A 22,694-nucleotide genomic window follows, 5' to 3' on the forward strand; every position below is an offset into this window, starting at 1 on the left:
GCTCAACTTTCCTCGTAGGAGGCGATCGTCCGATTGATGCCTTCCGCTAGTGAATGTTGCGGGGTCCAGCCGAGGGCGCTCAAACGCTGAGATGATAGACCGAGCGATGTTACGGGAGAATATGCACGATCGTCATCGGGATTGGCGAATTCCAAGTGTAGACTTTTCTCAGGACGGGCTGCAGCGAAGGCTTCTGCAAGCTGTCGAATCGTGATATTTCCGGCGGGATTGGCAACGTTGTATACGTGATCGTCACCGATTAGATGCGCGAAGAAGAGGCCGAGTACAGCATCAGCCACGTATGTATATGTACGCATGGCGGCGCCGGAACTCATCATGCGAACGTTTCTACCGTGGACTACGTCGGCTAAGAAGTCCGCCTGGACTCTGCCGTCATCCAATGCGAGGCCCGGACCGAATATATGGCCGAACCTGAGGGTTAGCGCCCGAATTCCGTACTCTTCTTGGTAGGCCGCAAGCGCAGTCTCTGCGATGCGCTTGCCTTCAGAATAGCTAGCTCGTGGGTTGAAGTGCTGTAGAGTCCCCAATGAGTCTTCGCTGATGAGCCCTTCCTCAGCTACTGAGCCGTACACTTCCGACGAGGACAACAAGACGAACGAACCGCCGCCCTTTGCGGCTTGGGCGTCTAGAAGGTTAATCGTGCCCAACGTATTTGCCTTGAGCGTTGTAACGGGTGAACCTTTGTGCAGAGCAGGTCGCGCGGGTGAGGCGCCGTGGAAAACGGTGTGGAACTGTTTGTCGAACTGAATCCGATCGATGACATCGACTGTTTGCAACTCGAAGTCCGGACGATCGAGCGCAGTGCCCAATCTAAGCCTGGCTTTATCAGGTCTCCTTACCATACCGGTGACATTTAAATCTAGCCCATGTAGATCGTTGGCGGCGAGAAGTGTGCCCACAATATAGATTGGGAGCATCCCTGCAGCTCCTGTGACGAGGATGTTCTGCCCTCGGTACTGTTCCCACTCCAGCGGTGAGGATGCGATCGTTCTCACATCGTTCTGAAACACGTCCAGGTCGAAGACGGTCACATCATTCGCCACCGAAGGCCTCCCTGTCCTCGATAAGGGTGAGGAAAGTTCTGCAGATGTAGTAGTCAGACGCCGTGGTGATCTTGATGTTCGTGCGGGGTCCCTCGACACGATGAAGAAAGTGGCCGTAGCCGTGCATCAGGGTGCAACTGTCAATCGAATCGTTCTGACCATCCGCAACCGCGCGATCATAGGCTGCGAGAACCTCGCCCAGCTTGAACGTTTGTGGGGCCTGAGCGCTCCACAACGGATCTCTCGGGATAACGTCTCCGACGCCGTCTCCCTTGGCCACCGTCACGGTTTCCGTCATCTTCGTACAGGTGATAGCGGATCCGAACTGGCGACCGGCGGCGATGTTTTGAGTGATGAGATCCTCATCGATAAGTGGCCGGACGCCGTCGTGGATAAGGACGAGGTCGTCGGAGTCAAAGTTTTCGGCGACAACCTGAAGTGCCCTGTGCCGAGACTCCTGTCCTGTTGCGCCGCCGTCGACGATCCAACGCACCTTGTCCAGGTCGTATCTGTCGATAATGTGTTGCATATACTCGCCGTACTCCGGCAAGATCGCCACGGCAATCGCATCAATATCCGGATGGTCCTGAAACTTCTCCAGGGTGTGTGCGATGACTGGTCGACCGTGGATCTCGAGGAACTGCTTGGGACGGGTGGTTCGTTGCATGCGCGAACCGACACCTCCGGCGAAGATTACTGCGATGTTTGCCATGTTTGTTCGATGGATCCTTCCGGTGTCGGGGTGCCAAGAATTAGATTATCGATTACTCGGTCCGAATTGTGTGTGTCAGCGAAATCAAAATTTTCGTGCATGTACTCTTCTGTCGCACCGGCGTCCAAGTGACGATCATTAATGAGTGCTAGGAACTGATCGAAGTTCTCAGCAACTGGGCCCGGAGCCGCCACACGGTAGTCCTTGTGCATTCCCCGTGTTGCGGAATAGAGCTCCAGGTCGTATGCGAACAATACGATCGGCCGCTCCAAGAGTGAGTACTCGTACACGATCGACGAGTAGTCCGTGACCAGCAGGTCCGATATCAACAGTAAGTCGTTGGAATCCGGGAAAGCGGAGACGTCGATGAGCCTATCGGTGTATTCGTCCGGTATAGGCGCCGGGTCCACGATAAAGTGGTGCTGCCGGAAAAGAACTACAGAATCGTTCCCCATCGCTTCGTAGAGTTTGTCGAAGTCGAACTGCGAGTAGTCATAGTGTGCGTCACCAGCGCCGCGACCTCGGAAGGTCGGCGCGAACAGAATCTTGCGTTTGCCGACAGCTGCAGGGTAATCGCTGGCGAACACTTTGCTTACGTTGTCGGCGCGACCCTCTTCGAGGAAGTAGTCGATTCTTGGCAACCCCGTAGAGATGATCGATTCGCGTTCCATGCCGAAGACTTCGCTGTATACGTCGCGAAGGTGCTGTGAGCCACAGATCGCATAGGTGTATTTTCGGTGTGCGTTGTTGAACTTTGGAGAGCCATAATTACCGAACCGGGAGAATCCCACTGACTTGAACCCGCTGCCGGCATGCCACAACTGAATGATGCGCTGACTCTTCCGATCGCCGATGTCCATGAGGATTGCAAAGTAGTCGTCAATGAGGACGGTGTTTGCTCGACCGACCTTCCATGCCAGCGCAAGCGCATTTTGGCGAGTGGCAGAGTGCTGGGTCCTGAACGAATAGTCGAACTCAAACTGTTCTTTAAGGCCACGCTCAACCATTCTGTCATGTACTGCTTTGAGGTTGCCCTGCATATTGGGACGGGCCTCAGAAGCGAACAGAATCCGATTGCCATCGTCCTTACGGAATGACTGGCCCGCCTTGTATACGCGTTTGAGCGTCTTCCGTTTGAGCTTTGTCCAACGCTTCTTCAACTTGGATGAGGTCCGTGCTCGGAACCCGGACGGCTTCGCGCCTCCACGGGCAAACGCATAGGTTCGTATGATGAAACCCGGAGCGTCTTCGTTGTCTGAGACTGCGAAGTTGACTGCGTAGGACGATCGATTGTTGTTGTACAGAAACGAACGCGAGGCGTCATCGAGCTCGAGAATTCGTTCCAAAGGATAATAAGCTATGTCGCCCGCGACGTCGTACTCGGGTTCAAGTTCCGATTCGAACTCTGATTCACGGCCGATATATTCGTTGGGAACCGGACCATTGACGACGTAATAGGTGCCGTTGGGCACTTGGCGTCGCCCGTTGAACTGCGTGATATTGATAGTCAGTCGATACTGATCGTCCCCCGTCTTTTCGGCCGAAACCGGATAGAGCACCTTGAATGGGCGATTGTTCGGGGTGAGGTAGAACTCGTTTGGGTCGGCTCCAACTGCTTCGATATCGATGTGCAGGAGAACCCGTTCCCACGACAGGTGCGTCACGAGCAACGGTTGGGCCACGTAAACTCCTAGCGTTAGATCTATCAGGCGGACAGCTGGTTAACGGTGAGCGAACAACCCTTGAAATAATACATGCCCGTAATCTCCCGATCGATGCCCGGTCGTCGCGCTTGCCTCCAGTCGCCGCTTGGGCCGACATCGGCGATGTGTCGACTAGTTCAAATCTTCGTGAACTCTTGAGTACGATACCGTGAGGTAAAGACAGAGTGGTACTGACTACCCGATGAACGGGAGAGCCATGCGTGGAATCATCCTTGCTGGAGGCTCGGGCACGCGCCTGTGGCCGATTACTAAAGGCATCTCGAAGCAACTCATGCCGATTTACGACAAGCCCATGATCTATTATCCACTGGCGACTCTCATGGCAGCTGGAATCCGCGACGTCCTCATCATCACGACACCCGAGCACAATGCACAGTTCAGAGCGCTCTTAGGCGACGGCTCTTCGTGGGGGATGTCAATTGACTATGCGGAGCAGCCTTCGCCGGACGGTCTTGCTCAGGCGTTCATCATCGGCGAGAAGTTTATCCGTGGAGAGTCCGTGGCTCTAGTTCTGGGCGATAACTTGTTCCACGGGACTGGGCTTGGCACCGCTTTGAAAAAGAACCACGACATCATTGGCGCTCAAGTGTTCGCCTATCCCGTAGCAGATCCAACTGCTTATGGTGTTGTCGAATTCGACTCTGGCGGCAAGGTTTTGTCGATCGAGGAAAAGCCCCCGTACCCTAAGAGTAAGTATGCGGTACCGGGCCTGTATTTCTATGATCAAGACGTAGTGGAGATAGCGAAGACTGTCGAACCGTCGGCTCGTGGAGAACTCGAGATTTCGTCTGTCAACGATGCGTATCTGCATCGTGGAACTTTGCAGGTCAAGGTGCTGGACCGAGGCACAGCTTGGCTGGACACCGGTACATTCATCTCAATGATGGAGGCGGCGGAATATGTGCGCATCATCGAGGCACGACAAGGATTCAAGGTTGGCTGCGTCGAGGAATTGGCTTGGCGCAACGGCTGGATCTCCAGCGAGCAATTGGCGCAATTGGCGCAGCCTCTCGTTAAAAGCGGGTATGGCACTTATCTCAATCAGTTGTTGGAAGTATAGCTACCCACGCTCGGTAGACTCGGGATCACGGAACAGTCTGCGTTCATGAACTTTCGGCGCACAGCCAAGTCGCAATTAATGTACTAGGAGGCATAGTTTGGCCCGTAGGATTCTCGTTACTGGAGGAGCCGGATTCATCGGTTCGAACTTCGTGCACTATCTAGTTCGCGAGACCGACTGCATTGTGACTGTGCTCGACAAGTTCACGTATGCAGGGAATGCCGCATCGTTGGACGGACTTCCGGCTGACCGGGTGAGCGTGGTGCATGGTGATGTCTGTGATGCCGATCTTGTCGATCAGCTAGTGGGTCGGAACGATGCGGTTGTGCACTATGCCGCCGAATCGCATAACGACAATTCCTTGCACGACCCGAGGCCGTTTCTCGACACAAATATTGTCGGTACGTACACGCTGCTTGAAGCGGTGCGCCGCCACGAGACGCGCTACCACCACATCTCCACGGACGAGGTATACGGCGACCTGGAACTCGACGATCCGACTCGGTTCACAGAGACGACTCCGTATGCGCCATCGTCTCCATATTCGTCGTCCAAGGCGAGTAGCGACATGCTGGTTCGCGCGTGGGTGAGGTCATTTGATGTGCGTGCCACGATTTCGAATTGCTCCAACAATTACGGGCCTCGACAGCATGTGGAAAAGTTCATTCCCAGGCAGATCACGAATATCCTCGTGGGTGATCGTCCCAAACTATATGGAGCAGGTCTCAATGTCCGCGACTGGATTCACGCGGATGACCATTCATCCGCGGTTCTGCGGATTCTGGAAGCTGGCCGTATCGGCGAGACTTACCTGATCGGTGCCGACGGCGAGGAGAATAACAAAGAGGTCCTCGAGCTGATCCTGACGACGATGGGCAAACCCTCTGACGAATACGACCACGTGGTGGATCGGCCGGGCCACGATCTTCGCTACGCCATCGATTGGACCAAGTTGCGAACGGAATTGGGATGGCAGCCTTCATTCCAGGACTTTGAGCATGGGATTTCAGCGACGATCGAATGGTACCGGGCAAACGTCGCTTGGTGGGAGCCCCAAAAGAGGGCGACTGAGGCTAGGTACAGGGAACAGGGGCAATGAGCGACACAGTGGAGAGGCCCGTGCCTAAACAGCTGGCCGTTCGTGAGACGACCATCCCGGGTATGGTCCTGATCGACCTACCGCTCCACGGCGATAATCGTGGCTGGTTCAAGGAGAACTGGCAACGAGAGAAGATGATGTCGCTGGGGCTTCCGGACTTCGGACCGGTGCAGAACAACATCTCGTTCAATGATAAGCGTGGCGCTACTCGCGGCATCCATGCGGAACCCTGGGACAAGTACGTTTCGGTCGCTACCGGTAGCATTTTTGGTGCATGGGTGGATCTGCGTGAAGGGCCGTCGTTTGGCACCGTGTTCACCGCTGAAATCGGACCTGACACTGCAATCTTCGTCCCGCGCGGCGTAGGCAACTCCTACCAGACTCTAGAAGATGATACGGCGTACGTTTATCTAGTGAACGACCACTGGAGTCCGAACGCGGCCTACACGTTCTTGAATCTTGAGGACGAGACCGTTGCCATTGAGTGGCCGATCCCACTTGCAGAGTCGGAACGATCGGCAAAAGATTTGACTCACCCGCGTCTCGCAGACGTCTCCCCATTCAAACCACTTCGTACTCTGGTGATTGGGGCGAATGGACAGCTGGGGCGTGCGATTCGTGAAGCACTGCCCGACGCCGACTTTGCCGATCGTTCACGTATTGACCTGACGAAACCGGAAACTCTTGATGCTGTTAGCTGGAGTGAATACGATACCGTGATCAACGCTGCTGCGTACACAGCTGTGGATAAGGCCGAGACTTCCGGGGGGCGGGCGGCTTGTTGGGACTCAAACGTCACGGGTTTGTCGCACCTCGCGAGCGTGGCTCGCGAACATCGCATAACCTTGGTGCACGTCTCAAGCGACTACGTGTTCGATGGTTCCGGAAGTTTGCCTTGGACTGAGACCGATGCGCCGGCGCCGTTGGGAGTGTATGGACACACAAAGGCTGCGGGCGAGGCTGTGGTTGGCCAGGTTCCGCGTCACTTCATTCTGCGCACGAGCTGGGTGATTGGCGACGGCGATAATTTCGTGCGCACGATGTCGTCGCTCGCCGGCCGCGGTGTTGATCCGTCGGTTGTACAGGACCAGATCGGAAGACTCACATTTACTGCCGACATCGCAGCTGGCATCATGCATCTACTATCTGTTCGGCCTGAATACGGAATCTACAATCTGACGAGTGGGGGCCCTCATGTCTCTTGGGCTGAAATCGCGAGGCGTGTGTTCGAAATCACCGGGCACGATCCTGGGCGCGTAACGGGCGTTTCCACCGCAGAGTATTTTGCTGGCAAGCATGCAGCACCCCGCCCGCTGAACAGCCGGCTATCTCTTGAGAAGATTGCGGCGACCGGGTTCGTTCCGCGAGATGCCGACGATGCGTTGCGGGATTATCTTCAAGACGCGACTCAAGATTAAAGGGAGCCACGGCCTCTATGCTTTCAAATGTGTATAAAGTCTCCATTATTATTCCAACGTATAAGACCGATCCCCAAGGTCTGAGTCGACTGTTGCAGTCGTTGGATGCGCAAACGCTCTCGGCCGACGAATTCGAGATCATCTTTGTGGATGACGGGTCACCCGACAATACGTTTGAGCGACTGCAGTCTGAAAAGGCCAAAAGATCGAATGTCTCGGTGACAAGGATCGAAAACAGCGGCTGGCCATCCAAGCCACGTAATATCGGGATCAAAATGGCTAAGGGCGAGTACGTGCTCTTTATGGACCATGACGATGAGCTTTACCCGGATGCGCTGCGAGCAGGTTACGAATTTGCGGTGCGCAACAATTCGGATGTGCTGTCTGGCAAGGAGTCCCGCACGGATGATCCGACCTGGGGCGTCGATGTCTACCGCGAGGACCAGCCGCAGGTGCTGGGCGGAAATGGCCCACACGCTTTGATTCCGATGAATCCTCATAAACTTTATAGGCGACAGCTTCTCCGTAAGCACAAGATTGGATTTCCTGAAGGCCGAATGGTGTTTTGGGAAGACGTACTGTTCAACATCGAAGTCGCCAAACATGCCAAAGTAATGTCGCGCATGGCCAGTGTTCCCTTCTACCACTGGGTAACCGTTGAAGGAAGTGGCACGAGTCAGTTCGACAAAGACACCAAGCATTACTGGGAGATGCTCCGCGAGGTATGTGAGTCAGCAGTCCGACATCTCAGCAGTCCGGGATTGAAGGACCAGCGCGAGCAGATCCTGCGAACGCAGTACAGTGCACGTGTCCTAGGGGCTTTCAACGTAGGATTCCTCAACCGGTCCAAAGACAGTCGCCGGATGATCTTTGCCGAATCACGCCAGATTCGTGAAGACTTTGGGCTTGAGCGATTCGACGAATCTTTGAGTGTTTCCGTGGCGTTGCGTGCTGCACTGCTAGGCCTCGGCCGATTGGATCTGCTCGAGCGATTGTGTGAAGAAGACGTGACCATTGCGGGGTGGGGGACCACCGAGACTGTCTCTTGGGAAAATGGCGTATTAAACGTTGAGGCGAGTGTTGAGTGGACTAGTGCGCATGGTCGCCGATTGTCACTGGGGCATAGAGGCGGTCAGATCGACAAAGTCTTGTCGCCAGAGCTCGAATCAGTGTTTTCTGTCGAGCAGCTATCGATGACCAACGAAATCGCTGGTGCGACAGGCGACGTTGCGGTTAGATCGCGGTCGAGCAAACTGACTTACCTGGCCGACACAACATTGTCGACGTCGGTATCTGATCACATTGACGGGTCGCCGGTGCTTAGCGGTCGTGTGCGAGCTTCGATTGATCCCGCAGGCATCGCATTCGGGTCGCGGCTGGATGATGGATATTGGGACGTGCAAGTCCGAATTGCGTTGGGCAGTGCGGTAACGCACAGGAACGTTCGGTCCAGCGTAGCCGCCTCGCTAACAGTCGCAGACGGTCAACTTCACGTGGTGTATCCAAATGACGGTGGCACGGCCACACTTGTTCCCAGAGGCCAACAAGAGGCAATACGACGGCTCACACCAGTTCGAGCGAGCTACGATGCTGACGGGCTCATTAAGGTGGATTTGGCTGGAGTCCACGACGGCGAAGGCGAGGTCACCTGCACTCTCGGGCTGGACACATCAACCAGTGCGAAGAAGAACACTTTCACCGGTCACCCGGCTCTCTTGCGCGTATCGGGTGGGAAGGCGTCTCTGCATTTCCGCAAAACCGGGTCCGTCATGCGTGTGCGAATTGGCGACCATGCGGGCCTGCGGCCGCCGTTCTGGACGTTGTTCATCTCCGAGGACCGTGTTGCCATGAACGTGGGGCAACTCCCTAAGATCAGGACGGCTGCGGAATACGAGCATGCGGAGCAGTCGGGGTGAGCTCGGGTGCTCCGGCTATTTCGAACTGCGAGCCTCTTGAGCTGAGGGCAAGACTGAGAACGAACACCGTGCATTTGTGGATTGTTTCTGCACTCCCAATCTTCACTTGCAGTCAACCAAGCCTGATTGCAGAGGCTGAGAGTGCCTAACGGGAGCTCCTGACTTAGGTGAGGGTTGTTTTCAGGGTCAGGACTGATTTTAAAGTTGGTCAGTTAGTTGAAGTCCTCAGGATTGCGCAAATATATAGCGCCGTTTCATGGAGAAATGAGCCCATTCGTCCCCAAGGTACTTACCGCGTCTGGTGAGCCTGTCAAATTGTTTGTGCTCGGGCATGATTTACAAGTAGGGATTCGTCCGGTTCGGATAGACCGCGGTCAGTCGAGCCAGGGCCTGTTTCCAGTTCGTCGTGATCCGGCCTTCGTCGAAGCTGGCAAGACCAAACTCCGAGACGCTGGGCAGGGCACACTCGACTTCGGCACAGCAGACACGCCCCGTCTGGCATCAGCAGTCGTGAAGTCCAGCCGGTCTGGGATCCTCATCGACACGATCCGTCGTGTTTACACTCGCCTCGGATTCGACATCGTCGATGACGAAGTCTTCTTCCAACTCGTCGCTGCCCGACTGGTCGAACCCGCTTCGAAATCCGATAGCGTGCGAGAACTCGACGAGCTCGGAGTCGACGTCGTCCACCCCAATACGTTCCTCCGGGCGAGTGGGTGGACAGGCCATCAACTTCGACCCCGAGATTTCCGGGCAGGGAGAGAACGCGCGGCTTAGCGACTACCGGCTCGGCTTCCGGGACTCTAAAGTGGTCCATCGTGATTGAGAGTGTAGAACCGGCCTGAATCCGCCGGGCTCGAGCAGACTTCTCGCGATGTAGTGCGTGATGTTACGGAACCCCAAAGCAGACCCGCGGAGATGTTCGAGTCTGCCGTTGATCGCTTCAGTCGGGCCATTGGACGTACCCGGTCGGGTGAAGAGCGCGACCACATCAGTAGCTCGACGCTTCAAGGTCCGTCCCAACCGTTTGAGCTCAACCAGCCCTGTCGGCAGACTCGTCGTCAGTGCGTCGATGACCGTTTGCAAGAGTCTCTTGCCCTCTTTGCGGTCGGCGGTTCGGTAGCCGCTGACAATGTCTTGGTAGAGGGCCCAGGTGGCTTCGACTTTGGTGAAGTTCGGGTCAGCGAAGAGGTTCGCGATTCTTTCCTGTTGCTTGGTCGTGAGTAAGCTGCTGCCCGTGTGCAGAGTTCTTCTTGCCCGGTACAACGGGTCCTTTGCTCGTCCGCGATGGCCGGTTGTCTCTTGCTGAACTCGGCGACGTACCTCGTCGAGGGCATCACCGGCGAGTTTGACGACGTGGAAGGGGTCCATGACTTCGACCGCGTCGGGCAGTTGCTCAGCTGAGGCTGTTTTGAAGCCGGAGAATCCGTCCATCGCGACGACGTCGATGCCCTCACGCCAGTCTTTCGGTCGGTCTTTCAACCATTGTTTGAACACCTGCTTCGAACGGCCAGCCACCATGTCGAGCAGACGTGCCGAGCCGGTTCCCTCGCTGATCGGGGTGAGGTCGATGATGACGGTCACGTACTTGTCACCACGCCGAGTATGCCGCCAGACATGCTCGTCGACACCAATGACGCTGACCCCGTCGAAACGAGTCGGGTCGTTGATCAAGAGCCGCTGACCTTCAGCGAGGACGGCGGAGTTCGCGGTGTGCCAGGACACGGCGAGTTTCGCTGCGATGACGGACGCGTTGTCGTGGTCGATGACGAGGGCACGCAACGCCCAGTCGAGGCCGGTTCGCGAGATCTTCGCTCGTGGTGGCGCCGCAGCTGTGGTGTCTTGCCGCCAGACGCGGTCGCACTCGACGCATTTGTAGAGGCGGCGAAGATGAAGTGTGGTTGGTCGGTGGCCGAAAGGTTCGTGTGCCAGACGGCGGACGGCGGTATCGCGTACGATCCCGTGGCCACCGCACCGTCGGCACCAGTCATCGGCGGTGTAGGGCCGTCATTCAAGGATGGCTTTGTGTCCGGTGATGTTTTGGCCGGTGCAGGTCAGGTCGAGGGTGTCGAGTCGGCAGAATGTCGTGAGGTCAGGGGTCGAGAAAGTAGGGTTGGCCACGTCGAGGTCTTTCGGATGGATTGTGTGAGAACTTCCATCATCGGACCTCGACGTCTATCCGCGCAGCGACGCGCCGTGTCCTGGAATCACCGATCTACACCCTCAATTGCGAAGAGCCACAAATTCTGAGCACGTCTCACGGTGAGGCGTCAGCAAAGTCGAGGGGTCGGGAGAAAGTGCGTATTCATGCGGCTTCTTCCCAACTTTCCGGCTAAGCCTGTGCGATTTAAGACGAAATTCGCACCTCGTCTCGACCTTTTCCGGTGAGCTCATGTCTATCTGGTCTTCTATAGATTGCCCTCGCTGGGCAGCTCCGAGGGGCAGGATTGTGGCATCTGTCAGTGAGCAAGACGGACGTCGACACGCTATTGCGAACATCTCTCGTGCCTAGGCTTTCTTCGGCACGAGAACTGAGCGTTACTGGAATTGAGGTGTTGGCTTGAGTCGGTCGGTGGCGACGCGGCTGCACTACTCGGAGGTGTGGTCTCTCATTGAATCGTCCTTGGCTGAGATTGAGGAGAGGTCGTGCGGAAGCCTGCTTCCACAAAGTGTTCGTCATTGTGTCTATAGGTCCTCCTGTGGTCACTTGATTGCACCGTAATGAGTTCGAAACCTGCTGGCGTAGCAAGAAGACGTAGCCGCGACCCAAAACTATCAAATTTGCCAGTGTCTATTGCCAAAATCGCAACTTCTGTGCAGACTGTAGTGGTGGTCACGACAAGCAATAGTGCTGAAAGCACAGAGACGTCGCTGGTCGCCCGTGTCCGCATCGCCATCAAAGACGCGGGGATCAACCACAGCGAAGTCGCCCGGCGCGTCGGCCTCGACGCGAGCAAACTGTCGAAATCCCTCGCTGGAACACGAAAATTCCGGGTAGAGGAGATTTCTCACATCGCCGAACTCACCGGGGTCACCACGGATTGGCTGACGACGGGGCGAACGGCACGGCCGCCTCGGCGAACAATGGTCGCCGACGTTCCTCCTGCTCTCAGCGAATCACCCGCCGACGATTTCGCAGGTGATGCGCGCATGGCGCAAGCCGATGGGGAAGCTGCCCTCGGTCCTGCCTCCGAACAGGACTGGATGTCAAAGGGCACCCGCAACCGGGTGACGATCATCGCCGCGGCCTGGGAGCTCTACGCCGACCTCGGCATCGCCAAAGTGCGCACCGAAGACGTCGCCCGCGCATCCGGCATGACCGCCTCGGCGGTGAATTATCACTTCCGGACGAAGGACCAGCTGCTGCAGGCGGCCCTGCGACACTCATTGGACATCATCGCCCAGACCCGCCACCTCAACGACCCCGCCGACCCCGCTGCCGTCCTCCGCCATTTTGCTCGACTCCACGCCGGAGTCGACCGGAAGATCCGCCGCGTGTGGTCGATCTGGCTCCAATGCTGGGCACGTGCAGCCACAGACGAAGGCGCCCGCGCGAACCTGACTGCTGTCTACGGCGAATGGCTCGACATGATCACGGCGGTCGTCGAGTCCGGGCAGCGATCGGGCGCGATCCGCACCGGTGACACCTCCCTCATGGTCAAGGCGCTGGCGATCTTCATCGACGGCCTCGGCGTCGCCCGTACCACCGAGCACATGCCCATCACCGATGACGAGGCGCTGGCCATGCTCGAGAACTACCTCGTCGCCCACGTCCTCGCCGACGGTGACACCTCCACGCCAGACCCCCGAATCCCGAAGCCAGAGCGAGTCGCCGCAGCAGGCGGACCCGATTCGACGTCCTAGGAAGAAGGCACATGAACACACCGAACCGAAGACAAGCGCTGGGGGCCGGACTCGCGGTATCCGCGGTCGCCGGACTCAGCGCGTGCGGGGAAGGAACCGTCGGTGCTGCCGACGCCGGTGACCCGGTCAAGGGCGGCACCCTGCGAGTGGGAGTGACCGGCGGAAACTCCGCTGACACCGTCGACGCCCACATCCCCGTCAACAGCGGCGACATCGCCCGCACCGTCAACCTCTACAACTGCCTGCTGTCGCGGACCGATGACTACAAGATCCAGCCCGAGCTCGCCGAATCCTTCGAACGCAACCACGACGCCACCGTCTGGACGGCCACCCTGCGCGAAGGCGTGAAGTTCTCCGACGGACGCGACATCACCCCCGAAGACGTGGTCTTCAGCTTCGACCGGATCAACGACCCGGACGATCCGAAGACCGCCTCGGCGAGCTTCACCATGCTCGACGAGGTCGTCGCTACCGGCGACCGCACGGTCGAGTTCCGGCTTAGCGAACCCAACGGCATCCTCGACGACTCGGTCTCCGAATACACGACCGGCATCGTCCCAGCCGACTACGACCCCAAGAACCCGGTGTGCTCCGGCCCGTTCGCTCTCGTCTCGCATGCACCCGGCCAGTCGACAGTGATCAAACGCAACGACTACTACTGGCGGACCGACGGCAACTTCCTCGACAAGGTCGAGATCCTCAACTTCAACGACACCGACGCGCTCATCAATGCCCTCCTGTCGACCCAGGTCGACGCGATCGCGCAGATCCCGCTGGCCCTTGTCGAAGTCATCGACGCCGACGAGCGGATGAGCATCCTCAACTCCGAGACGGGCATGTGGTTGCCGTTCACGATGCGCGTGGACAAGAAACCCTTCGACGACGTGCGGGTCCGACAGGCCTTCCGCCTCGTCGTCGACCGCGAGCAGATGATCGAACAGGTCCTCTCGGGCTTCGGCACACCGGGCAACGACATGTTCGCACCGTTCGACCCGAACTATCCCGACTTCCCCCAGCGCACCCGCGACATCGACAAAGCCAAGAAGCTCCTCGCCGAGGCGGGCTACCCGGATGGTCTCGACGTCGAGTTGGTCACCGCGCCCATCCAGTCCGGTGTGGTCGAATCCGCCCAGGTCTTCGCCCAGCAGGCCGCCGACGCCGGCATCCGGGTGAAGATCCGCAAGGTGGACGCGACGACCTTCTTCGGCGACGGATACCTCAAGTGGGACTTCGCTCAGGACTTCTGGAACACCCGCGACTTCCTCGCCCAGTGCGTGTCCTGCGTGATGGACGAATCGCCTTTCAACGAAACCCATTGGAACAACGAGAAGTTCACCAAGATCGTGAAGAAGGCCCGGACGATGTCTGACGCCGAAGCCCGGCGCAACCTCGAACACGAAGCGCAGAAGATGCTCTACGACGAGGGCGGCTACATCATCTGGGGCTTCGCCAACCAGGTCGACGCCTTCCAGAAGTACGTCGGCGGTCTGAAAGAGAACGCCACCGGCAGACCGCTGGGTGGCTGGAGACTTGACCGCGTATGGATCGGAGAGGTGTGACATGTTCGGAAAAGTCATCGGTAAGCGGCTGATCTTCTCCGCATTCATCCTCCTCGCAGTGTCTCTACTCGTCTTCGGCGCAACCCTGCTGCTGCCCGGCGATGCCGCCCGGGCGATTCTCGGGCAGCAGGCCACCCCGGAACGGATTGCGGCTCTGAACGAACAGCTGGGGCTCAACGATCCCGCCTGGCTGCGCTACCTCCACTGGCTGGGCGGACTCTTCGTCGGTGACTTCGGGACCTCCTCGGCGTCGGGAGGGCCCGTCTCCGAACTGCTCGGGGACCGCCTCGCGGCCTCCTTCATCCTCATGGCACTTGCCGCGATCATCTCCGTGCCCTTGGGCATCGGCCTCGGCGTCTATCAGGCTCTGCACCGCGGGAAGCGCCGTGATCAGACGATGACTGGCATCTCCCTGGTGCTGGCCTCCATGCCGGAGTTCGTCATCGGCATCGGCCTTGTCGCGCTCTTCGCGACCTCGGTGTTCCAGATCCTGCCGGCCGTGACCCTGGCTCCGCCGGGAGAACCCGTGTGGAACCGGCCGGAGCAGCTCATCCTGCCGACGTTGACCCTCGTCCTCGTCGTCACTCCCTACATTGTGCGAATGATGCGAGCGACGATGATCGAAGTGCTCGACTCGGGATTCGTCGAGATGGCGAGACTCAAAGGCGTCCCGGAGAAGCGTGTGATCATGCGCCATGCCGTGCCTCACGCCCTCGGCCCGGTCGCTCAGGTCGTCGCTATCCAGCTGGCCTGGCTGGCCGGTGGTGTGGTCGTCGTCGAGTTCCTTTTCCGCTATCCGGGACTCGGCCAAGCACTCATCGACGCGGTGACCTACCGTGACGTGCAGGTCGTCCAGGCGATCTCCATGCTCGTCGCCGCCGTCTACGTCGCGGTGAACCTGGCGGCCGATGTCGTCGGCATCCTCACCAACCCGAAACTCAGGAGCGCAGCATGAGCACCGACGCCAACAGCCTTGATGACCTCAAGTCCGCGGCCACCGATGCCGCTGAGGTCCCCAAGGAATCCGCCACCACCTATGTTCCCTTCTACAAGCGAGTGCTCGCCCAGAAACAGGGCAAGATCGGTCTGATCATCACTATGGTCGTCGTGGCGCTCGCCCTGTGTGGTCCGCTGCTGCTGCCCTGGGCCACCGGCAACACCGCCACCGAATTCGTCACAAAACCGTTCAGTCCCTACGGCCTGTTCGGTTCGGACAATCTCGGCCGCGATGTGCTCTCTCGATTCCTGGCCGGAGGACTGACCCTCATCGTCTACGCGGTGCTCGCCACGGCGCTCGGCATGATCGTCGGTGCCCTCGTCGGCATGCTCGCCGCGTATATCGGCGGGACGTTCGACGCTGTGATCATGCGCATCAACGACGTCTTCCTCGCCATCCCGCAGCTGGTGTTCGCCCTCCTGGCGATCACAGTGCTCGGACCCCAGGGATGGGTGCTGGTGACCGTCATCGGCCTCACCCACGCTCCGCGCATCGCCCGCGTCGCGAGGTCTGCGACCCTGGGCGTCATCACTGAGGACTACATCAAGGCAGCGGAGATGTACGCGATGCCGCGCTGGAAAGTGCTTATCCGTGAGCTGCTGCCCAACATCACCGGACCGCTGAGCGTGGAGGCCGGCCTGCGCCTGACCTACTCGATCGGCTATATCGCGTCGCTGTCGTTCCTCGGACTCGGTCTGCAGCCGCCCGCGGCCGACTGGGGTCTGATGATCAACGAGAACCGCATCGCCCTGTCCATCCAACCCTGGGGTGTGCTGCTGCCGGTCATCGCGATCGCGCTGCTGACCATCGGCACCAACCTGCTCGCGGACTCCTTCGCCCGAGCCACCGCATCGACATCAGTGGAGGCCTGATGAGCACGAAGACAGAGACCGTTCGCCATGATGATGCAAACGAACCGAACGAGAAGATCGTCCTGCGCGTGTCCGACCTGCGTGTGCTCACGAACGCCGGCGACGAGATCCTTCACGGCGTCGACTTCGCCCTGGCCAGGGGAGAGATCCTCGGACTCGTCGGCGAGTCCGGTTCCGGTAAGACCACGGCTGGTCTGGCCTGCATGGGACACTTTCGGGAGGGCCTGAAGTTCGGATCCGGGTCCGTAAGCATCTGGCCGCGCGGGGACGCCACCCACCTTGAGGTCGGCGAGCTCGACGAGGTGGCACTGCGCGATCTGCGCGGATCCCGGATCGCGTACATCCCCCAGGATCCCGCGCTCTCGCTCAACCCGGCAATGCGTGTGGGCGAGCAGATCCGGGAGGTCCTCGACATCCACGACTTCGGAGCCTCGGATCGTGAGCGAGCTGATCGCGTTGCAGAGGTGCTCGTTGACGTCGGCTTGCCCGGGGATCGTGCCTATCAGCGACGCTGGCCCCATCAGCTCTCCGGCGGTCAGCAGCAGCGCATCGGCATCGCCATGGCCTTCGCCATGTACCCCGATGTGCTCATCCTCGACGAACCGACGACCGGCCTGGACGTGTCCACGCAGTCGGTCGTGCTCGACACGATCCGGCAGATGACGGTGGCGAACAATGTCGCCGGTCTCTACATCACCCACGATCTGGCGGTGATCAAGGACATCTCCGACCGAGTGGCTGTGATGCTGCGCGGCGACCTCGTCGAAGAGGGCCCGGTGTCGGCAGTGCTCGAACGTCCGCAGCACGACTACACAAAGATGCTCATGGCGGCTGTGCCCGATCTTGCAGGACGCAAGACCATCGGCGACGGGGCCGCGGAAGCGAAAGCCGTCGCCGAGGCCGACGAGAAGACACATATCCTCGTGTCGACGGGGGAGCCCGGCGGATCCGCTGATTCGGGCGAGCACAGATCCGACGGTGACGCACGGGACGGGGAAGCCGCCTCGGCGGGGGAGCGGGACGGAGGTGCCGCCTCGGCGACTGCACCTCTGCTCGAGGCCAAGGATGTGGCGCTCGCCTACGGGAAGGCGCAGATCCTCGACGGGATCAACCTGACGCTGGAGCCGGGGGAGTGCACGATGCTTCTCGGCGAATCCGGATCGGGTAAGACGACCCTTTCGCAGTGCGTGGCCGGGCTCAATGACGACTACAAGGGATCTGTTCGACTGCGCGGCACGGAACTGGCACGGTCGACGCGCAAACGCACGAACGAGCAGCGCGTGGGCATCCAGTACGTGTTCCAGTCGCCGTTCTCATCGCTCAATCCGCGGCGGTCCATCGGCCAGTCGCTGACGGTGCCCTTGGAGATGAGCGGTCAGGGGACGGCCGCGAGCCGGAAAGCCACCGTCGAGGAAGCACTCGATTCCGTGCGGCTGGGACGGACGTTCTACCACCGACGTCCCGGTGACCTCTCCGGCGGTGAACGACAGAGGGCTGCGATCGCCCGAGCGCTGGTCAACGCACCGTCGGTGATGGTCTGTGATGAGATCACCTCGGCCCTCGACGTCAGCGTCCAGGCTTCGATCGTCGCACTGCTGCGGACCTTGCGGGAGGAGCGGCAGTTGGCGATGCTCTTCGTCACCCACAACATCGCACTTTCCCGGCACATCGCCGATAACCTCGCCGTGCTCAACAAGGGCAAGATCGTCGACTACGGGCCGACCGCGCAGGTGCTCGAGGATCCATCGCACGAGTACACGCGGGCGCTGATCGCCGACGTGCCGAAGTTCTGAAGGCTTGTGGCACAGTTTGGGGCGGATAGCACCTGTTCAAACAGGTGCTATCCGCCCCAAACTGTGTTGTGAGCCGAAGAGGCTCTGCCGGTCGTCAGCGATCCGTTGAGGCGGTCAGCGGTCCTTGGATGCCTCATCGTCAGAGGTCGTATCCTCGTCGCGGCTCTGATCCTCGCCGGTCTCGTCTTTCCGCCCGAAGTCGTCGGGGTCGACCTTGTCGAGATACTCGGATGACGGTGCACCTCCGGCCTCGTGATCGAGGTTCTCCGCAGCTTTGCGCATGCTGTCTGATGTGTTGCTTTCGGTGCTGTTGTCGTCGGTTGACATTCTGGTCACCTTTCGCTGGAGAGCGCGGATAGGTGATCAGTCTACGTGGGGCCTCTGCCGAGCGGCACCCCCGTAATGCCTCATGCCAATATGCCCGCACCCCTACCCAGTTGGACCAAAGAGTGTCAGCATAGGTTCGTACACTCGATAGAGAAGGGATGATCGTGATGAGCGATTTCAGCGAAGACGAGAAGGATCCGAAAGTGGCCCCCGAGGGAGCCAAGGATGACGTTGCGGAAAAGCCCGGCACGGATTCCGCGTCGAAGGAGAAAGAGGACGAATTGGTCGATGAGTGGGAGGAAGAGTCCTTCCCCGCGAGCGATCCGCCAGCACACTACTGACTTCCGTGATCGCAGGGCCCGGCACCGATGCACAGGTGCCGGGCCCTGCGTCGCGGCAGTGAGCATAGTGCCGCTTCGACTGAGGAACTGACCAGATTGCGCTTGGCCTACTCGTCCATTGTGAGTACGAGTTTGCCGGTGGTGCGGTTGGTCTCGCCCTCTCGATGGGCTTCTGCTGCCTTCGAGAGCGGGAAAGTGCCGGCGATTGTGGCACGCAGTGCACCGTCGTCGACGAGCCCGGAGATGGTTTCCAGTGTGCTGCGCGAGGAGTCCACGAGCATCCGAAGTGCTCGCACTCCGAGCTGATCTGCTTCGCGAAGGAGATCAGCGGAGCCGACAGGGATGAGCGACACGAGAGAGCCGCCCTTTCGAAGCGTGTGCAGGGAGCGCATTGCCGTGTCACCGCCGATCGTGTCGAGCACCGCGTCGACGTCTTGCACTCGCTCGGTTAGGTCCTCTGTACGGTAGTCGACGACCTCATCGACGCCGAGCTCGCGCAGGAAGCCGTGCTTCGCCGAACTCGCGGTTCCGATCACGTATGCGCCCAGCGATTTCGCGATCTGTACGGCTATGTGCCCGACGCCGCCTGCGGCCGCGTGAATCAGCACACGCTGTCCGGGCTGTAAGCCGGCGTTTTCGACGAGCGCCTGCCAAGCGGTCAGAGAGGCGAGGGGGAGTGCTCCCGCCTGCACATGGTCGACCGATCGGGGTTTCGACGCGAAGAATCTGGCCGGGGCGGCGACGTATTCGGCGTGGGAGCCGAGCCAAAACGGATACGACAGCATGCCGAACACCTCGTCTCCGGGCGCGAACGTCGCGACGCCGATGCCGACGGCTTCGACCACTCCGGAGACGTCCCAGCCGAGCACCAATGGCAGATCGTCGACGAAGCCGTGGCCGGAACGGTGCTTCCAATCGGTCGGGTTGAGACCCGCAGCGTGGACTTTCACAAGGATTTCGTTGGTGCGGGGCTTCGGTCGTGGGATCTCGGTGATTTCGAGGACGTCGGCGCTTCCAAAAGTCTGCTGACTGACGGCGCGCATCATCGTTTCGGTGTTTGTATCGGTGTTCATGTTCCCATTGTGTCACTTCAGAAGCCGAAGCTGGCCTGACTTTTTCTGTAAATGCCCGACCCTGGTTTGTCAAGACTGTTTACAGCGGTCTCCCCACAATGTCACGCTGAGAACACCGCGCGCAGCGCGGTGAGCCCCGCGGGGGCAGGTCAGACAGCCACAGACGCTGAGGAGGAACAGGGGATGAACCACAATCACTTGCGCACGGTCGTCGAGAGCGGCGGGCCATATGCCACCGTCTACCTTGAAGGACGAACCCCATCAGCCGATGCCGATACGCAGCTGCGCCTGCGGTGGTCGGAGCTGCGAGACCAGCTGTCCGAAAGCGGGGCAGAGGAGTCTCTCCTCGAGTCCATCGATGCGATCATCCTCGCCGACGAACCCACCGAGGTGCACACAGACGGTCGGACCATCGTCGCGAACTCACAGGGAGTTCTGCTGGACGAACACTGGGACGCGGCGCTGGGAGAAGGAGATTCGGCCCACTACGGCGAGGCGCCGGAGCTTGGAGCCTTCCTCCGACAGGATTGCAGACAGTTCGATGTCGTCCTCGTCATCGCCGGCCAGGACGGAGCGGCCATTCGTGAGCTGAGCGTAACCCCGGATCGCGAACGCATCGAGAAAGAGTCGGTCCACGTCACCGGCGACAACGACGAAGACATCAACAAGCCGCGGCGAGGAGCATACTCGCACAACCAGATCCGGCGCCGTGTCGACGAGATCATCAAGGACAATGCACGCAGTGTCGCCGACTTCGTCGACCGTCTCATCACAGACCACGCGTCGGACGCACTCGTTCTGGCCGGAGAGGTGCAGGGCAGAACCGCCGTCAAGGCTGAGCTGTCGGCACGAGCCGAGGAGATGCTTCATGAGATCTCCGAGGGCGGCGATGAAGACGAAGGTGCCGAAGAGGCGATTGACGTGGCCATCAGGACGCTGGTGACGAGGCTCGCCGAAGAACGTGAGGCTGAGAACTCGGAGCGTCTGGGCGAAAGCAAAGCACACGGCCGTGCGGTCGAAGGGCGAGCAGAAGTCGAAAAGGCAGTGGAACGCGGAGCGGCGGCGGTCCTTCTGCTCGATGATGCCGAGGCCTCAGCAGGAGAAGCGGAGATCGTCTCCGCGGCTATCCTGTCCTCAGCTGAGATCGGTCTCAGCCACGATCCGATGAGCGACGGCATTGCTGCGATCCTCCGCTACGACGTCGGCGCTGCGCTGGCGGACTGAGCAGCAGCTATACGATGGCCAACAGTATCCGGTGGGGTACATGTGTATGGTTGGTCCGTGACAGCCGATCTCGGCAGGCCGGAAGGATTCCCTGATGAACCGCCCGACGGAACGCTCGACCCCGCCCGACCCGAAGTCGCTCGGCGACGAAGTCATCCGCCAAACCCGCACCCCGCGACGCGTGCTCGTGCTCGGGGCGACCGGTTACATCGGCGGTCGCCTTGTGCCGCGACTGCTGCAGGCCGGGCACCAGGTTCGGGTCGGGGTGCGGCGACCGGAGAAGCTCAAGCAGGTTCCATGGGCAGCCGACGTCGACGTGAGAACCGTCGACCTCGACACCGGTGGCGGTCTCGATGACAGCCTCGGCGGCATCGATACCGTCTATTACCTGGTGCATTCCATGGGCTCCGGCGGGGACTTCGAGGCAGCCGAAGCCGAGGCGGCCAGGCGCTTCGCCAGCGCGGCCGCATCTGCCGGCGTACGCCGCATAGTCTACCTCGGAGGGCTCCATCCGGAGGGACGTGAGCTCTCTAAGCACATGCGTTCACGAGCGAACGTCGGACGGATTCTGCTCGACTCCGAGGTCGACGCGATCGTCTTCAACGCCGGCATCATCATCGGCTCCGGATCGGCTTCGTTCGAGATGATCCGCCACCTCGCCACGACCCTGCGCTGGATGCCGGCACCGGACTGGGTGTCCAACCGCGTCGAACCCCTGTCAGTTCGTGACGCTCTCTACTATCTTCTCTCCGCGGCCGATGTGCAGGAGGCGGTCAACCGGTCCTTCGATATCGGTTCACGTCAGATCCTCACTTATGCGAACGTGATGCGCACATTTGCTGCCGTCGCAGGGCTCAAGCCCCGCCACGTCATCGCTTTGCCTCTTCCCGCACCGACGCTGTCAGGCATCTGGGTCGGGTTGGTCACCCCGCTGCCGTTCAGCCTCACCTTGCCGCTCGTCCAATCCCTGCAGGAGGATGCTGTGGCCTCGGACCAGGACGTCGACGCGGTCATCCCGCCGCCCGAGTCCGGACTCATCGGGTTCGCCGACGCCGTCCGACTCGCCCTGCGCCGTGAAATCGAAGGGGCCGTGGACACGAACTGGGACGCCGACGCCGGAGAGCTCGACGAGGCGGCCCAGCCGTCGCCCAGTGATCCGAAGTGGTCCGGCCGGCGCATCTTCACCGATGAACGGTCGGCGACGATCAGCGGTGTCAGCGCCGCCGAGGTGTGGCCTGTGATCGAGGGGATCGGCGGGACCAACGGCTGGTACTCGTGGCCGCTGGCATGGAAGATTCGTGGGATCTGGGACAAAGCAGTCGGAGGCGCTGGTCTCAACCGCGGTCGACGCCTGGCCGACAGCCTGCGCATCGGCGATCCCGTCGACTGGTGGCGAGTCGAGGAGCTGGAGCCGAACTCTCGTCTTCTGCTGCGCGCCGAGATGAAGGTCTCCGGGCACGCGTGGCTCGAATTCGCTCTGACAGACTCAGTCGAAGGCTGTGAGTATCACCAGACGGCGACCTTCATCCCCACTGGAGTGCGAGGCCGCATCTACTGGGCCCTCGTCGCCCCGTTTCATCGCTTCATCTTCCCCGCCATGGCGAAGAACATCGCAGCCGAGGCGCGGCGCCGAGCCTGAACGCCCCGAGTT

At 59.9% G+C, this 22,694-nt stretch carries 17 protein-coding genes and 2 pseudogenes; 13 read left to right on the forward strand and 6 right to left on the reverse strand.

Annotation, left to right across the window (positions count from 1 at the left end; translation table 11 throughout):
* Nucleotides 1-2: 2 nt before the first annotated feature.
* From HK353_RS01640 to HK353_RS01650, 3 genes are read right to left on the reverse strand one after another with little or no spacing between them, the layout of a single operon-like run.
* The gene (locus HK353_RS01640) at nucleotides 3-1,064 is read right to left on the reverse strand and encodes an NAD-dependent epimerase/dehydratase family protein (protein WP_342589776.1); all 1,062 of its coding nucleotides are present in this window, start codon (nucleotides 1,062-1,064) and stop codon (nucleotides 3-5) included.
* The gene (locus HK353_RS01645) at nucleotides 1,054-1,776 is read right to left on the reverse strand and encodes an IspD/TarI family cytidylyltransferase (protein ID WP_101595632.1); all 723 of its coding nucleotides are present in this window, start codon (nucleotides 1,774-1,776) and stop codon (nucleotides 1,054-1,056) included. The genes HK353_RS01640 and HK353_RS01645 overlap by 11 nt, the downstream gene beginning before the upstream one ends.
* The gene (locus HK353_RS01650) at nucleotides 1,758-3,458 is read right to left on the reverse strand and encodes a CDP-glycerol glycerophosphotransferase family protein (protein ID WP_173151621.1); all 1,701 of its coding nucleotides are present in this window, start codon (nucleotides 3,456-3,458) and stop codon (nucleotides 1,758-1,760) included. The genes HK353_RS01645 and HK353_RS01650 overlap by 19 nt, the downstream gene beginning before the upstream one ends.
* 238 nt (nucleotides 3,459-3,696) lie before the next feature.
* Here HK353_RS01650 and rfbA point away from each other — a divergent pair, with 238 nt between their 5' ends.
* The 5 genes and pseudogenes from rfbA to HK353_RS17520 all read left to right on the forward strand — a co-directional run.
* The gene (gene rfbA / locus HK353_RS01655) at nucleotides 3,697-4,560 is read left to right on the forward strand and encodes a glucose-1-phosphate thymidylyltransferase RfbA (protein WP_173151623.1); all 864 of its coding nucleotides are present in this window, start codon (nucleotides 3,697-3,699) and stop codon (nucleotides 4,558-4,560) included.
* Between the two features lie 97 nt (nucleotides 4,561-4,657).
* A complete protein-coding gene (gene rfbB, locus HK353_RS01660; protein WP_173151625.1) occupies nucleotides 4,658-5,659 on the forward strand; it encodes a dTDP-glucose 4,6-dehydratase in 1,002 nt (333 codons plus the stop codon).
* Between the two features lie 62 nt (nucleotides 5,660-5,721).
* A complete protein-coding gene (locus tag HK353_RS01665; RefSeq protein WP_245395745.1) occupies nucleotides 5,722-7,077 on the forward strand; it encodes a sugar nucleotide-binding protein in 1,356 nt (451 codons plus the stop codon).
* A gap of 29 nt (nucleotides 7,078-7,106) precedes the next feature.
* Entirely contained in the window at nucleotides 7,107-8,993 is a 1,887-nt protein-coding gene (locus HK353_RS01670) for a glycosyltransferase (protein WP_173151629.1), read from the forward strand.
* 264 nt (nucleotides 8,994-9,257) lie between these two features.
* Nucleotides 9,258-9,695, forward strand: a pseudogene (locus HK353_RS17520) (IS1634 family transposase); the annotation flags it as partial.
* Between the two features lie 78 nt (nucleotides 9,696-9,773).
* Here HK353_RS17520 and HK353_RS01680 read toward each other — a convergent pair.
* Nucleotides 9,774-11,114, reverse strand: a pseudogene (locus HK353_RS01680) (ISL3 family transposase).
* Nucleotides 11,115-11,822: 708 nt separating this feature from the next.
* Here HK353_RS01680 and HK353_RS01685 point away from each other — a divergent pair.
* The 5 genes from HK353_RS01685 to HK353_RS01705 are packed head-to-tail and all read left to right on the forward strand — an operon-like array spanning nucleotide 11,823 to nucleotide 18,078.
* Complete coding sequence (locus tag HK353_RS01685) at nucleotides 11,823-12,857, forward strand: TetR/AcrR family transcriptional regulator (RefSeq protein WP_342589778.1); 1,035 nt, start codon at nucleotides 11,823-11,825, stop codon at nucleotides 12,855-12,857.
* Between the two features lie 11 nt (nucleotides 12,858-12,868).
* The gene (locus HK353_RS01690; protein WP_173151633.1) at nucleotides 12,869-14,416 is read left to right on the forward strand and encodes an ABC transporter substrate-binding protein; all 1,548 of its coding nucleotides are present in this window, start codon (nucleotides 12,869-12,871) and stop codon (nucleotides 14,414-14,416) included.
* Nucleotide 14,417: 1 nt separating this feature from the next.
* Nucleotides 14,418-15,371: an ABC transporter permease gene (locus tag HK353_RS01695; protein WP_173151635.1), complete on the forward strand. Its 954-nt coding sequence runs from the start codon at nucleotides 14,418-14,420 to the stop codon at nucleotides 15,369-15,371.
* Nucleotides 15,368-16,285, forward strand: a complete 918-nt coding sequence (locus HK353_RS01700; protein ID WP_173151636.1) for an ABC transporter permease — start codon at nucleotides 15,368-15,370, stop codon at nucleotides 16,283-16,285. Before HK353_RS01695 ends, HK353_RS01700 begins: the two co-directional genes overlap by 4 nt.
* Nucleotides 16,285-18,078 carry an ABC transporter ATP-binding protein gene (locus HK353_RS01705; RefSeq protein ID WP_173151638.1) on the forward strand — a complete coding sequence of 598 codons (1,794 nt, stop codon included), beginning with the start codon at nucleotides 16,285-16,287 and terminating at the stop codon, nucleotides 18,076-18,078. Before HK353_RS01700 ends, HK353_RS01705 begins: the two co-directional genes overlap by 1 nt.
* A gap of 114 nt (nucleotides 18,079-18,192) precedes the next feature.
* Here the strand turns inward: HK353_RS01705 and HK353_RS01710 are convergent, their stop codons facing one another.
* Nucleotides 18,193-18,405, reverse strand: a complete 213-nt coding sequence (locus HK353_RS01710) for a hypothetical protein (RefSeq protein WP_173151640.1) — start codon at nucleotides 18,403-18,405, stop codon at nucleotides 18,193-18,195.
* A 167-nt stretch (nucleotides 18,406-18,572) separates the two neighbouring features.
* On the opposite strand from HK353_RS01710, the gene HK353_RS01715 reads away from it, so the two are divergent.
* A complete protein-coding gene (locus HK353_RS01715; RefSeq protein WP_173151642.1) occupies nucleotides 18,573-18,746 on the forward strand; it encodes a hypothetical protein in 174 nt (57 codons plus the stop codon).
* Between the two features lie 107 nt (nucleotides 18,747-18,853).
* Here the strand turns inward: HK353_RS01715 and HK353_RS01720 are convergent, their stop codons facing one another.
* A complete protein-coding gene (locus HK353_RS01720; RefSeq protein ID WP_217278163.1) occupies nucleotides 18,854-19,819 on the reverse strand; it encodes an NADP-dependent oxidoreductase in 966 nt (321 codons plus the stop codon).
* Between the two features lie 183 nt (nucleotides 19,820-20,002).
* Here HK353_RS01720 and HK353_RS01725 point away from each other — a divergent pair, with 183 nt between their 5' ends.
* The gene (locus tag HK353_RS01725) at nucleotides 20,003-21,043 is read left to right on the forward strand and encodes a baeRF2 domain-containing protein (protein ID WP_173151644.1); all 1,041 of its coding nucleotides are present in this window, start codon (nucleotides 20,003-20,005) and stop codon (nucleotides 21,041-21,043) included.
* Between the two features lie 94 nt (nucleotides 21,044-21,137).
* Nucleotides 21,138-22,682 (forward strand): SDR family oxidoreductase, encoded by a 1,545-nt coding sequence (locus HK353_RS01730; RefSeq protein ID WP_173151646.1) that lies wholly within the window; start codon nucleotides 21,138-21,140, stop codon nucleotides 22,680-22,682.
* Nucleotides 22,683-22,694 lie beyond the last annotated feature (12 nt).

The sequence above is a fragment of the Brevibacterium permense genome, assembly GCF_013280495.1.
Taxonomy (GTDB): domain Bacteria; phylum Actinomycetota; class Actinomycetes; order Actinomycetales; family Brevibacteriaceae; genus Brevibacterium; species Brevibacterium permense.